Raw genomic sequence first — 13,876 nt, 5'->3', positions numbered from 1 at the left:
TGGAAGCCGGCAGAGAAATTACAGGTTAGCAGGATGCTCAAACTGGTTTGTTTCGTTTATCTGGTTTATCTGGTCTGTCTCGTTCAACCAAACAAACCAAATAAACAAGGGAACCGCATCAGCAACCTACCGTTAGAGGCCGGTGATTCCGTGGGTGATCGCATACTTCGTCAAGTCAGCCGTGGTATGAATGTCCAGTTGCTGCATGATACGGGTCTTATGGAATTCCACCGTTTTCACCGACACGTTGAGAATCGTGGCGATATCCTTCGTGCCTCGGCCCTCAGCGACAAGCTGCAAGACTTCCCGCTGGCGCGCCGTGAGGACCGCAGCCAGAGGCTTGCCTCGTTCGACGCTGGACGGATTGAGGACTGAGTCCAGCACCTCCTTCGTGAGCGACGGGGTAAGATAGTGTTGCCCTTGGAGGACAGATTTGATCGCCAGACTGAGTTCTGACGCTGCGGAGCGCTTGAGGAGATAGCCGGAGGCCCCGGCCTGGAACGCTTCGGTCGCATAGGTCGGGCTGGCATGCATGGTGAGGAAGATCAGTTTGCTTTCCGGCACCAGGGTGCGAAGTTGCCTGGCCGCTTCGAGGCCGTTCAAGAGCGGCATCGAGATGTCCAGGAGAATCAAATCCGGCCGCAGCTTCCGCGCCGCCGCCACCAGTGCCCGCCCGTCTTCCACCGTGCCCACCACCTCACACTCAGCCTCCACCAGCTTCCGCAAGCCGGCGAGGATCATCGAATGGTCATCGGCCATAAGAACCCGCGGTTTTTTCATGCCCCCTCCGGAGCAAGTGGGATCCAGGCGCAGACCTTCGTGCCGCCCATCTCGAATGAATGGATCCTGAGAAACCCGCCCAGCCCATGCGTGCGCTCCTCCATGCTGACCAGGCCGAGTCCCTTCAAGCGAGCACTCTTGTCTCCGAGATCGAACCCCTTGCCGTCATCGCGCACCGATACACCGATCCCTTTGGAGGAGCCGCTCAGCTTGACCGTCACATCAGTCGCCTTGGCATGTTTGGACACATTCTGCAGACTTTCCTGCACCACACGAAACAGGTTAGTGGCAATCTCCGGCGAGAGCCGCATCGGTACCTCACGAGCGGTAAACCTCACGGGCAACCCGGTCCGCTTCGTGAACTCGGCGATATGGTCCCGCACGGCGGCTTCCAAACCGACGTGATCCAGCAACGAGGGATGCAGCCTGTAAGCCAGATCGTGCAGGTCATCGGAGAGTTGCACCATCTGTCCTCGAATGACTGCGAGTTGTCGGGCGATCGATACCGGTGGGGCAACAGGAGATCGCTCCAGGTTCTCGAGTTCGACGGACAGAGCTGCCAGTCGTTGATTGAAGTCGTCGTGCAGTTCGCGCGCGATCCTTTTGCACTCCTGTTCCCGGGCTTCGATCAGCTTCCCCGTCAGGGATTCCAACTCCTCCTGCTTTTCGCCAAGCAGGCGGGCATGATTCTCTAACTCCCGCCCCATTTGGACCCGCTCCGAGATATCCGTGTGCGAAACGACGACACCCTTCGACTCTTTCAGGGGAGTGACCCGCATCAGAAACCATTGCTCTTTTTCGGACGAAAGACAGGCATATTCCGAACTATAAATCGGTTGACTGCCTCTGAGCACGATTTCAATACCTTCGACAATGGCCTGAGCTGCCGGATCTCCATCGGCGATCGCCCGACGGCATAGATCGAGATAATTCTCTCCGGAATCGATAGGGGGAACCAGGCGATTTGAGTTGCGGCAGGAAAACTCTTTCCAGGCATCGTTCGTCTTTAAGATGATCCCGTCCTTGCCCAGCACGCAGATAAGTGCGGAGAGCGAGTTCAGGACAGAACGAGAAAAAATTTCGCTCGCCTGCAATGCCTCCTCCGTACGCTTCCGCTCGGTGATGTCTTCGGAAATCCCCAATAGATATTGCGGATGCCCCATTTCGTCAAAGAGAGGAATCTTTTTGGTGTGTAAGAAGCGCGGTCCTTTTCCTTTGGTGAGAATGGGCTCTTCTGGGATATCGAGGAAATGTCCGTCCCTGAGTACCTCTTGATCCTTTCCGGTGAAAAAATCCGCTTCTTCCTTGGGGAAAAAATCGTAATCCGACTTTCCAATAAGTTCAGTGCGCGCACGACCGAGAAGCTCCTCACCGGCCCTGTTCAATCGAACAAACTTCAACTGCTGGGCATCCTTCACGAAAATCATGTCCGGGATGTTCTCCACAATGGAGTCGAGGAATAATTCGCTGCTTCGGAGCGCTGCCTGCGCCTGCTTCCGTTTGGTAATGTCGCGCACAAACGCACAGTGATATTCCTTTCCACCGTAGGAGAGATAATTGACACTCACTTCTATGGGAACCAGACGGCCATTCTTGGCCCGATGGGCAGTCTCAAACACCATGGTCCCGTGCCGCTGAGTTTCTGCCCAAAACCCCGGCCACATGTTCGCTTGGAAATCGGGATTCAGATCGTGGACAGTCATGGCACACAACTCTTCTTTCGAATAGCCCAGCATCAGGCTGGCTGCCTCGTTCGCATCCAAGACCTTGGCCTGCGGGTCGATCCAGTACACCGCATCAGCAGCCCTTTCCATCGAGAATTTTGCAAGCCGCAAGGCATCTTCCGCCCGGCGCAGCTCCTTGTTCTGCATTTCCAGCTCGATCTCACGGATCCGCAGTCCATACACGAGCTGTTGGACGTCCTTGAGCGGCATGGCCGCCACCTCGCGCTTCGTCGCCCGCAGCAACTCTTCCGCCTGCCGGCGGAGCTCCGTAGTCTTCCTGGATTTGCCGGATTTCTTGGCCATCACATTGTCCTTCTTAAGAAAGGCAGGCGCAGGGGTGACGCGGGTAAGGCTGAAGGTAGGAATTCGAAACTCCGAATACTTCGTTCGGCCTTACCCCCTTCAGCCTAGTCCACAGCACTGAGAAGTCGTTGCCCTCGACTGAAGGGTTGATCAGGAACCGAAGTCTATGCTTATTGCGAAAATCAGACAAGCCGAGAAACTGCCATTGGTCAGCCGCTAGTAATCTCTCCTTGCGAGACTAGGGGTCCTCCTAGTTTCTCTACCCAGGCACTGGTCGGAAATCTTACCCTCGTGAGTCGCGCACGTCTCGCTCAATTCACGAACGACGAACGAAGAGGGCGGCCTCTATCAACAGCCGCTAGTGTAGTGCGTCATAAATAGATTGACATATGTATTTAGGATCTATACGCTGTGTGCGTATGAGTCGGATGGCCGAGCCCATCGTGTTGTCTCCCGATGAACGCGTCATCCTCTCCACCTGGGCGCACGGGCGGCGCTTCCCCGTGCGATTGGTGCAACGCGCACGGATTATCCAGATGGCCGCCGAGGGCCTCCTGAGTCAGCACATCGCCCAACACTTGAATATCTCCCGCCCAACGGTGCAGCTGTGGCGACAACGGTTTCTGGCGCTGCGCTGTGCGGGCTTGGAACAGGACGCCCCGCGCCCTGGACGGATTCCACGCATCTCGGAGCGGGCAGTGCGCGCGGTGGTCGAGGCGACGCTCCACACTACGCCTCCCGCGGCGACACATTGGAGTACCCGACGCATGGCCGAGGCGCACGGGCTGAGCGAGGCCACCATCCGCCGCATCTGGAAACGACACCACCTCAAGCCGCATCTGGTCAAGACCTTCAAGAGCAGCCGCGATCAGCATTTTATCGAGAAGCTCTACGATGTCGTCGGCCTGTACCTCAATCCCCCGGACAAAGCCTTGGTCTTGTGTGTCGATGAGAAAAGCCAAATCCAGGCCCTCGACCGCACCCAGCCAGGCCTCCCCTTGAAGAAGGGCCGCTGCGGCACCATGACGCACGATTACAAGCGCCACGGCACCACCACGTTGTTCGCAGCCCTGAGCATGCTCGATGGCACGATCATCGGCGACTGCATGCCGCGGCATCGGCACCAGGAGTTCATTCGGTTCCTCAAGAAGATCGATACCGACACGCGGGCCGAACTTGATGTGCATTTGATCGTGGACAACTATGGCACCCACAAACACCCCCGTGTGAAACGCTGGCTGCAACGACATCCACGGTTCCAGCTGCACTTCATTCCGACGTCGAGTTCGTGGTTGAACATGGTTGAGCGATGGTTCCGTGAGCTCACTGACAAGCGGATCCGTCGCGGCAGTTTCACCAGTGTCCCGGAACTGATTGCCGCGATCAGAGACTACCTGGACCATCACAACCAAAACCCTCGCGTGTTCGTCTGGACGGCGTCAGTGGAACGGATCCTGAGCAAAGTCGCCAAATGTAAAGAAGCGTTGGACGCACTACACTAGTAAGTTGTTCGAGTGGAACTGGGGAACTTCCTAGTTCCGCAAACGGCTGCCCGTCCGTATAACCATGCCGTAGACAGCTCAGCCCGCCGCTGTGGCACAGCTCCTGGCCGGCGGATGAAGGAAAGAATGTCGCCTATGTCTTCTGAAACACCGTACACCCGGAAGAACGTACCGCTTACACAGCCAATGCTGCTCCCTGTCTGTTGTCTGTGCGGGCTCGTTCGAGACGCCGGGGGCTCATCCCCTGGTCCCGAACGCTGGCTCACGCCACAAACGTATCAAAAAACCTATGACATAAAGCCAGGCGCTCTTTCTCTCACCCATACCTACTGTCCCCAATGTTTCACAAAGGTCCGGGAAACAACCCCGCAGTACTTCCGGCAGATCGGACCGCCGCGATGATTCTGTTTGACGGACCCAGTCAGGCACCGGACCGGGAAAGTGACCAGTGCAGCAAGGTATCGGCTTCGCCTGGTGCATTCTTGCCCGCGCTGTGGCGGGTTGCTGATTTCCGACCACACGTCGTTCACGGGACGGGGCATCACAGGCAGACCAGCGATGGTCCGGCGTTGTGTCAACTGTGGCAACTGTATGGATCTCGATATCCTGACTAACCGATGGAAGCGCCCTGAGCCTGCACCTCCCAACACGAGACGCGCGAGACCACCGACAGGAGTCCCACGCGCAGGAAAGCCGCAAGGGGGCGGAACAGGCAAGGTTGGGTGAGCGGTTCTCCTCACGTCCGTTCCAGCACGAAGTCCACAATCCGATTTTCGGCCCAGTAGGCATCTTCGCCATTACGGGCCCGGTGCAAGAACCCGCAGTGCCCCCCATGACGCGGCGCGATGATCCGAATCTGCGGGTGGCGCTGAACCAGCGGTCCTGTAAACATGGCGTAGGGAATGAAGGGATCATCCTGGGCTGTGATGATGAGGGTAGGGACGGCGAGGGACTCAAGTACATGGCGGGCTCCGGTCCGCTGGTAGTAGTCGGCGCCGCTCGTGTACCCTCCGTCAGGCGCAGTGTAGCGGTCATCGAATTCTCTCATCCAGGCGATGCCCGCGAGGTCCGTGAGATCCCACTTGTCGGGGAAGAGCGCGGCCTTTCGCCGCAAGCGGGCTTTCAGTTTCCTGAGAAAGCCTCTGTGATACATCCGGTTACGAGGCTGTTCCAAAGCCTCGATGCATTGTGGAGGATCGATAGTCGGGCAGACCGCGATCACGCCGGCCAACGCTGCCTCTGAGGCGCCGATTTCACCGGCGGCTTTGAGGACCAGATTCCCGCCCATCGAATAGCCGATCAGCCAGATGCGATCGAGTCCATCTACTTGCGCTAATTCCTGGACAACGGTGCGATAGTCCTGACTCAAGCCGCTGTTGTAGAGGGTCGGCGTCAGGTGCTCGGTCCCGCCACAGGTCCGCTGGTTCATCCGGATGACATTGCAGCCGGCACGATAGGCTTTTGCGGCGATGCCGCGCATATAGTGCGACTCGCTGCAGCCTTCCAGGCCGTGCACGAGGACCAGGGTCTGGCAGGCCGTACGGTGGGGCTGCCAGTGGCAGTGACCGAGCAACTGGGTGTGCGGCTCGGTGGTAAAGAGCCGCGACTCGGTCGGGACGCCGGTCAAGAGCGCCCGGCGAGGCCAACAGAGTGGGAGCACCGTCATGAAATCTGGATGGCGGAGCCAGGGTGCCGGTGTAAATTCGCGCCGGTTCTGTGACATAGCGGTCATCATACCAAAAAGTTCCGCAGGCGAGTCTACATTCGCAGAGTAAATTCACAAGGCCCTCCGAGTCAACCGGGGCGAGACGTAGCTTCATAGAGTGTACAGAGCAGAGCGAACAAGGATCATCAGGATGATTGCGAGAGGGTCTGCACGTCTTGAACAACGGGAGCGGACCGTGAAGGATGCTCAAAATGACATCCCAGCAAGGCCGCATCGAACTATCATTTATACGGAGTGGCTGGGATGATCCCAACTGCGCGCGCCTTCCTAATGCCCAATTCATTTTCAAGGGTGGCCTGGTCGATCCTCGAGTGCGCGCGTCGAACGATATCCGTGCTCCCTCCAAGCTTGCTCGTTCTCTCTTTAGGGATGGAGTCTGATTGATCTTCCACTGCGCGCAGCTTTTTCACCCGCCCACCCACTGGCACGCCAAGACGTGCCATTTACCCAGGCGAGGGCCTTATAATTCCCACTACCTATCTCCAAGGGGGTGGCCAAAGCTGCCCTCTACTGCGCGCATCGAACGACATACATCGTTCCCTCCAAGCTTGCTCGTTATATCTCTAGGGATGGGGGCTGATTGATCTTCCACTGCGCGCGTCCAACGAGGGCCTTCCGAGGCCGCGCGTTGCGCGAGCACAGAAGATCATCAGGCTCCATCCCGCTCTCTGTTCCGCGAGCAGGAGGACGGCCAGGCTACCCTGCCGCTTTTTCAGCATCCTGCTATAGGAATTTCGCTTTGACCAGGTCGCGAATCCGGCTTGCCGCCTTGTCTGAGGGAATGGTGGCGCTGTCGATCGAGAGATCCGGCTTGATCGGCACTTCGTAGGGAGATTGCAACCCCGGGACCGTAAGAGAGTCGCCCGACTGGCCCTTTCGATAGGTTCCTTTTTTGTCCCGCTCCATGCAGGTTGCAAGAGGACATTCCACGGCAACCTCAATGAAGCGGGGGATCGCGGACCTCGCAAAGTCCCGATAGACTCTGCGGCTCGCCGTCGCATCGAAGATCACGGTCACACCATGTGCGACGAGCCTCTGCCCGGTGAAAGCCAAGGCGCGGTAGAAGAGGTCCCGCTCCGCTTCCGAATAGGTCGGTCTCGGCGTAATGACCCGCCTTACTTCATCAGACTCCAATACCTCGACCGTCAATCCAAGTCCTTCGAGCTGGGGCTTTAGTGCCGAGACGATCGTGCTCTTGCCCGACGCCGGAAGGCCGGTGATCCAGATCGCGAAGCTGGAAGAATGGTCAATGGTCATCGGTCAACGGTCACCAATATACGCAGAAAACATGTCGGCATCGCGAAAAGAATCCAATCTTCACCATTGACCAATGACTAGTGACCAATGACCCTCTAGGCTCGGCAATACTCATTCACCCTCGAAGGGTCGAAGTACGGCTCATCCAGCACATGCTCGATAAATCGAAAGATGGTCCGGCGCACCTCGATCGGCAGCTTGGGATACCACACGGGACTCGCTAAGACCAATCCTCGAAATGCAAAGAAGGGGGCAGCAGACTCTGTGACCGCATGGTCTCGGCTTGCCTCCACATAGGTGTCCCAAAAGAGCCGGAACAGCACTTCCAAAGGCCCTTTCAATGTGCCCCAGCGACAGAGTGAGAAAAACAGATAATTGATCGTCATCGAGGTCACATCGTCCGCCGGTTCCCCCCACTCCCCGCGTGACCGGTCGAGCACGGAGAAATCCGCTCCTTTCCGGAACAAGACATTCCAGGGATGAAAGTCTCCATGAACTTGCGAGAGACGGTGGGTCTCCCCGCGCAGGCGCCAGCGCCACCGGTTACAAGCCTCTTCGATTCCGCGCAAGAGATCCGCCGAGATAAACTCGTAGCGGTCCGGGTAGCTGTCGGTCAGCCCCATAATACACTCGCCGTGACCGATCAATTCCCTGAGCCGGCGCCGATAGAGGGAGGGGTCGCGCCGTTTCCTGGCATGGATCTCCGCCAGATAACGTGCCAGGGCTATCGTTCGCTCTCGATCCAGTTTCCTGAGGCTTCCGCCTTTGACCAATCGCTCCAGATCGGAATGATAGCTGGTTCCCTCCGTCCATTGAGTCAGAACAAAAAATTCGCGCGCCTCCGCCACCGAGATCAGCTGCTGATCGTCGGTAAAGGCTCCGACATCGAGAGCCTTCACGTGGCGCGGTAGCCGGCCATAGGAGTCATAATCCCAGAGGATTGCCTGGGCCCGGTCCGCCATATGCTCATGACCGAACGGCCCAGGACTCATCGTCTCCAATACCGCCGACTGGATAGTGCGCCCGATTCGAAATGTCAATTTGACCGGTGAACCATACCCATACTGTTTGTAGGTGCCCTTCGAGCTTTCCTTCCCGATTGCCCCATAGGTCAGCAAGGTCGCCTTGAAACCGAACCGGCCGCGAAGGTATTGTTCCAGGGACTCTTTCTTGAGCATAGGCATAGGAGTGAAGATAGGCAATTCGTGTTCCATCGCGTAAGGCAAGGTTTAAGCATGCAACGGAGCCACTAGAGAATGAATCAACCATTCGCCTCAACATAAACTGGTGCATTGAGCTTCACTCCCAACCGAGCCACTGGGGAGAAATGCGTCACTTCAATTAGGCGAGAGGAGTGCAACAAGGGGCAAGACACAAGAAATATCAGCCTCTACCCCCTATACTCTCACCCCAAGCTCTCTGTTTGAGGGCGGCATACAGCTTGCTGATGTCAACCGGCAGCTGGTCGTTCTGGTTTGTTTAGTTTGTTTGGTTGATTTAGTTCATCTGGTTAGTTTCATTCAACCAAATCAACAAGACAAACCAAATAAACGAACGGAGGCCACATGCAGCTGGAAATTGAGAGCAGAAACGTCGAGATGACTCCCCGCTGGAAGAGTGAAATCGAGACCCGCATGGCAGACCTCCAGCAGAGGCATTACGATCTGATCCATGGGCGTGTCACCCTCACGAAAAATCCCCACCACAAGAAGTTGGACAATGTTGCCGAAGCGCTCATTGTCCTCACGCTCCCCGGTCGCCAGACCATGACGGCCCGTAAGGAAGACAAGACGTTCGAGGAGGCCATCCGAACAGCTTTCGACGCCATGGCTATCGAGCTCCGCAAGTACCGCGAGAAGCGGGCCAGCACCGAGGTACGTACCCCTCCGATCCCTCCATTACGCGGAGTGATCTGCAAACTGTTTCCAAAAGAAGGGTACGGATTCATCCTCAAGGAGGGCGGGGGCGAGGTGTACTTCCACAAACACGCGCTACAGGGTCTCACGTTCGAAGAATTGAACGATGGAACCGACGTTGCCTTTAACCTTGAAGAGGGCGAGAAAGGCCCTCAGGCCACGACGGTCCAACGTCCGTCCCCCCTCGTCTTGTAGGAATCTTCATGGCCGTCGACAGACTCAAGATTCCCGTCTCCATGCTGTCGCCGGCTGTCGATCCGGCACAGCTAGGGTTCGACGATACCAGCGAACTGGAGCCGCTGAACGAAATCATCGGACAAGAACGAGCGGTCGAAGCTTTGGAATTCGGCCTGCACATGAAGGGGCCAGGCTTCAATCTCTATGTCTCTGGTCCGGTCGGTACCGGGAAGGGGACGCTCGTCCGCCAGATGGTGAAACGGGTGGCCCAGGGGGCGCCGGCCCCGGCCGACTGGTGCTATGTGAACAACTTTCAGGACGTGTCACGCCCGGTCTGTCTGTCATTTCCCGCCGGACAGGGCTGCATTTTCAAGCGGGAGATGGCTGCGTTCATCGAAGGCCTGCGGCGTGACATTCCCCTGGCCTTCGACAGCAAAAAGTATCTGGATGCCAAGGCCAAAATCTTCGAAGACACGGAATCGAAGAAGAAAGCGCTCTTTCGCGATCTGACGGAACTGAGCGTAGCGCGGGGGTTCGGTTTCGAAGAAACCCCCGGAGGGTTCGGGCTCGTCCCTCTCAAAGATGGCCATCCGATGACCGACGAACAGATGGAGGCCCTGACGGAGCAGGAACAGCAGGAGCTGGCAGAGCGGCGGAAAACGCTCGAAGGGGAAATTCGTGAATTTCACGTCCGCATCCACGCCCTCGAAAAGGAAGCGGAGCACGCCCGGCAGCACTTGGACCGTCAACTCGTGGCCAACATCATGGAAGGTCGCTACGAGACGATACGCCGCGCCTACCTGGACCTGCCGGCGATCGCCGGCTATCTCGAACGAGTGCATCAGAACATTATTCATCAGTACAAGGATTTCCTACCGCACGAAGGTCCGGCCCTCCACCTCCCGGGACTTGAGCCGCGTCGGCCCGATATGACCCGGTACCTCGTCAATCTCATTGTCGAGCATGACCCAACGTCCGGGGCGCCAGTGATCGATGAATCCCACCCGACCTATACCAACCTGATAGGGAAAATCGAACGGAAAGCCCAGATGGGAGTCATGTACACTGACTTTACTGAGATTCGGGCCGGTGCAGCCCTCCTCGCCAACGGCGGGTATTTGATCGTCAATGCAATGGATGTTCTCCGCCAGCCCTTTTCCTGGGACGCGTTAAAGCGGGTCATCAAGACGGCGGAAGTCAAGATCGAAGACCCAGCCGAGTTTTATGGATTTTCCACCGCAGGACTCAGACCGGATCCGATTCCCGTCACCGTCAAAGTCATCATGGTCGGACCCCCGGTACTGTATTACCTCCTCCAAGCCTACGAAGAAGACTTTGCCAAACTCTTCAAGGTGAAGGCGGACTTCGACACCGAGGTGGTGCGGAGCGAGCGGCAGGATCGCCAATATGCGCGCTTCGTCGCCAAGCTCTGCCGGGAAGAAGGGCTCCCGCATTTTGGAGTCGATGCCGTGGCCGAAATCATCCGACAGGGGTTCCGGTTTGCGGACCGGCACGACCGCCTCTCGTTGCGTTTCAGTCTGGTCAGCGACCTCATCCGGGAAGCAGGTTACTGGGCCAAGAAGGATGGCCATGCGTTCGTCACACGTGCGGATGTCGAAGCAGCGGTTGCGCACAAACGCCATCGGTCCAATCTGGCGGAACACTGGATCCAGGACGAAATCCGGGAAGGCACCTTGCTGGTGGATCTGGACAAAGAAGTGGTGGGTCAGGTCAACGGGCTCTCCGTACACCAGCTCGGTGACTATGCCTTCGGCCGCCCGACCAGGATTACGGCGCGCACTTCCGTCGGCACCAAAGGGGTGATCGACATTCAACGCGAAGCGGAACTGGCAGGTAACATCCATAGCAAAGGTGTGATGACACTCGCGGGATACCTCACCGGAAAATTTGCCGGCGCCCATCCCTTTGCGTTGAGCGCCTCACTGACGTTTGAGCAGACCTACTCTGAAGTGGAAGGTGATAGCGCCGCAGTGGGCGAGTTGGCCGCCATCCTGTCCAGCCTCGCCGATCTCCCCGTTCGTCAATGGCTCGCCGTAACCGGCTCGGTCAACCAGCTGGGTGAGGTGCAGCCCATCGGCGGTGTGAATGAAAAGATCGAAGGATTCTTCGAGTCCTGTGTACGGCGGGGGCTGACCGGGAAACAGGGCGTCATTGTCCCCGCCCGCAATACCAAACATCTCGCGCTGCGGCGCGAGGTCGTCGAGGCGGTGGAGTCCGGTCGCTTCACGATCTATGGGGTGAACACCATAGAAGAAGCCATCGAATTGCTCACCGGCGTGCCGGCAGGCGTGCGAGACCTCAATGGGGAGTATGCTCCCGACACGGTCTACGGCCGCGCGGCCCAACGACTCGCAGAGCTGGCTCAGGCCATCGCAGAATGGAGCGAGGGCGAAAGGAAGCCTAATGGACGCATTATCACAGAAGTCTAGCAGGCTGCTGAAAAAGGCCGCCAGCGTATGGGAAGGTTGAGGCTGAGGCTAAGGTTGAGAAAACAAGAATCTCATCGACACTTAACCTTAACCTCGACCTCAGCCTTCTTCACTCGCTGCGGCCTTGCTGAACGGCCTTTTTGAGCAGCCTTCGGGAATGGTTTTTTGGCAACCTACTAGGGGGAGGTCTTCATATGCCCATGTACGACTATAAATGTCAGGACTGTGGGAAGGAATCATTGGTGGTCTTAACCTTGAAGCAACATGAATCCAATAAGGTGACCTGCCCGAAGTGCGGCAGCGGCAAGATGCAGCAACTTTATACGTCGTTTGTGGCCCACACGACCAAGAAGAGTTAGCAGGATGCTGAAAAATGGGAAGGGGATGGAGCCTGATGATCTTCTGTGCTCGCGCAACGCGCGGCCTGAGAAGGATGGGACGGGTAGCCTGGTCGTCCTCCTGCTCGCGGAACGCGCACGATAAGAATGTGCTCGTTCGACGCGCGCAATCGAGGATCGACCAAGCCACCCTTTGGAGAAATATGGGAAGGTAAAAATGAGCGCAGTGGAAGATCAATCAGCCCCCATCCCTGAAGAGAGAACGAGCAAGCTTGGAAAGATCAATCTTTGGTCGCTCGCTGCGGCCTTGCCTGCGGAACGGCGCGTCCCAGGGGAAAGAGTCTGTCTTGGCAGACTCAGTGCGGGCGGGTGAAATGTCTGACCTTTTTGAGCATCCTGCCTGGTTCTTGGTTTACGACCGCTAGCAAGGGAACAGTGCAATGCTGTGCATACCACAACGGATTTTCCGCAGCTTACTAGGAGGTTTTCATGCGCCCGATCCATCATGACCTGATGCCGACCATCGTCCGAGTCATCGTCATCGCAGGAATGATGGGTCTGACATTCTATTCATCTCTCCGCGCGCAAGAATATCCGGCCGATATCACAAGGGGCAAAGGTGTCTATGAGCGACATTGCCAGGCCTGTCACGGTATCGGAGGCTGGGGGGACGGACCTGACGGGCAGGCTCTCAAGGTGCCGCCGGCCAACTTTCACCGCTTCCTATCTTTTCTGAAATCCGACGAAGAGCTGCTACGAACCATCGAACACGGAGTCGTCTTCAGCCCCATGCATGCGTGGCGAGGGCAGCTGACGGACGGCGAGATGCAGGACGTGGTGGCCTATATCCGCCTGTTGTCCCAGCAGGGACGGTAGCAGGAAGAGGAGTGGCGCGGATGGGTCCCCTGTGCTCGCGCAACGCGCGGTTTCGGAAAACCCTCGTTGGACGCGCGCAGTGGGGGACCCATCCGGGCCACTCCTAGGGACAATACATACGAGCAAGCATTGAGGGATCATCCTTGGTCACTCGCTGCGGCCTTGCTGAACGGGCTTTTTGAGCGCCCTGCATGTATGCTCTTTTCTGGTGACACCGATACGCCATGAGCACAATACGGGAAGAGCTGTACATCGGCGATGCCTTGCTGATCGCCGATGTCCAGAACGATTTTCTCCCAGGCGGAGCCTTAGGGGTCAAGGGAGGCGACGAGATCATCCCCATCCTGCGCGGGTACATTCATCGTTTCCAGTCACAGGGCCTGCCGATTTTCTTGTCGCACGACTGGCATCCGCCCAACCATTGTTCCTTTCGCGAGCAGGGAGGACCCTGGCCAATCCATTGCGTGGCTGGTTCGCTCGGCGCTCTGCCGCCTCCCTCATTCCCCATCCCGGAAACGGCTACCATCATTCAGAAGGCGACCCTGCCGGACAAGGAAGCCTATTCAGCCTTCCAAGATACGCCTCTACACGAACACCTACAGGCGGCTGGTATCGGGCGGCTCTTCATCGGCGGGCTCGCCACGGACTATTGCGTCCTCAACACGGTCAAGGACGCGCGGCTGCTCGGCTACCACGTCTGTTTGCTGACCGATGCAATCAGGCCTGTCAATGTCGCCTGGGAGGATGGACGCAAGGCGGAAGAAGCCATGGTTCGATTGGGAGCGATCCCGACCCGGCTGGAATACTGCGTATAGTCATTATGGATT

11 protein-coding genes are annotated in these 13,876 nt (G+C 57.5%); 6 read left to right on the top strand and 5 right to left on the bottom strand.

Going from position 1 to position 13,876, the window contains the following annotated elements; translation table 11 throughout:
- Positions 1–132: 132 nt before the first annotated feature.
- Positions 133–780 carry a response regulator transcription factor gene (locus HZB34_04035; protein ID MBI5315118.1) on the bottom strand — a complete coding sequence of 216 codons (648 nt, stop codon included), beginning with the start codon at positions 778–780 and terminating at the stop codon, positions 133–135.
- Positions 777–2,807, bottom strand: coding sequence for a PAS domain S-box protein (locus tag HZB34_04030; GenBank protein MBI5315117.1), 2,031 nt, complete (start codon positions 2,805–2,807; stop codon positions 777–779). Before HZB34_04030 ends, HZB34_04035 begins: the two co-directional genes overlap by 4 nt.
- A gap of 419 nt (positions 2,808–3,226) precedes the next feature.
- On the opposite strand from HZB34_04030, the gene HZB34_04025 reads away from it, so the two are divergent.
- Positions 3,227–4,309 carry an IS630 family transposase gene (locus HZB34_04025; GenBank protein ID MBI5315116.1) on the top strand — a complete coding sequence of 361 codons (1,083 nt, stop codon included), beginning with the start codon at positions 3,227–3,229 and terminating at the stop codon, positions 4,307–4,309.
- Between the two features lie 736 nt (positions 4,310–5,045).
- Here the strand turns inward: HZB34_04025 and HZB34_04020 are convergent.
- The 3 genes from HZB34_04020 to HZB34_04010 all read right to left on the bottom strand — a co-directional run bounded on the left by HZB34_04020 (position 5,046) and on the right by HZB34_04010 (position 8,470).
- The gene (locus HZB34_04020; GenBank protein MBI5315115.1) at positions 5,046–6,044 is read right to left on the bottom strand and encodes an alpha/beta fold hydrolase; all 999 of its coding nucleotides are present in this window, start codon (positions 6,042–6,044) and stop codon (positions 5,046–5,048) included.
- Positions 6,045–6,758: 714 nt separating this feature from the next.
- A complete protein-coding gene (locus tag HZB34_04015) occupies positions 6,759–7,292 on the bottom strand; it encodes an adenylyl-sulfate kinase (GenBank protein MBI5315114.1) in 534 nt (177 codons plus the stop codon).
- 95 nt (positions 7,293–7,387) lie between these two features.
- Positions 7,388–8,470 carry a phosphotransferase gene (locus HZB34_04010; protein MBI5315113.1) on the bottom strand — a complete coding sequence of 361 codons (1,083 nt, stop codon included), beginning with the start codon at positions 8,468–8,470 and terminating at the stop codon, positions 7,388–7,390.
- 387 nt (positions 8,471–8,857) lie between these two features.
- Here HZB34_04010 and HZB34_04005 point away from each other — a divergent pair, with 387 nt between their 5' ends.
- From HZB34_04005 to HZB34_03985, 5 genes are all read left to right on the top strand, one after another.
- The gene (locus tag HZB34_04005) at positions 8,858–9,403 is read left to right on the top strand and encodes an HPF/RaiA family ribosome-associated protein (protein MBI5315112.1); all 546 of its coding nucleotides are present in this window, start codon (positions 8,858–8,860) and stop codon (positions 9,401–9,403) included.
- Positions 9,404–9,411: 8 nt separating this feature from the next.
- Positions 9,412–11,835 (top strand): AAA family ATPase, encoded by a 2,424-nt coding sequence (locus HZB34_04000; GenBank protein ID MBI5315111.1) that lies wholly within the window; start codon positions 9,412–9,414, stop codon positions 11,833–11,835.
- A gap of 194 nt (positions 11,836–12,029) precedes the next feature.
- Positions 12,030–12,194: a zinc ribbon domain-containing protein gene (locus HZB34_03995; GenBank protein ID MBI5315110.1), complete on the top strand. Its 165-nt coding sequence runs from the start codon at positions 12,030–12,032 to the stop codon at positions 12,192–12,194.
- 468 nt (positions 12,195–12,662) lie between these two features.
- On the top strand, positions 12,663–13,049 hold the full coding sequence (locus tag HZB34_03990) for a cytochrome c (protein MBI5315109.1): 387 nt from the start codon (positions 12,663–12,665) through the stop codon (positions 13,047–13,049).
- A 224-nt stretch (positions 13,050–13,273) separates the two neighbouring features.
- Complete coding sequence (locus HZB34_03985; protein MBI5315108.1) at positions 13,274–13,864, top strand: isochorismatase family protein; 591 nt, start codon at positions 13,274–13,276, stop codon at positions 13,862–13,864.
- Positions 13,865–13,876: the final 12 nt, after the last annotated feature.

Source organism: Nitrospirota bacterium (genome assembly GCA_016219645.1).
Taxonomy (GTDB): domain Bacteria; phylum Nitrospirota; class Nitrospiria; order Nitrospirales; family Nitrospiraceae; genus Palsa-1315.
This window is presented reverse-complemented; position numbering and strand designations above follow the sequence as displayed.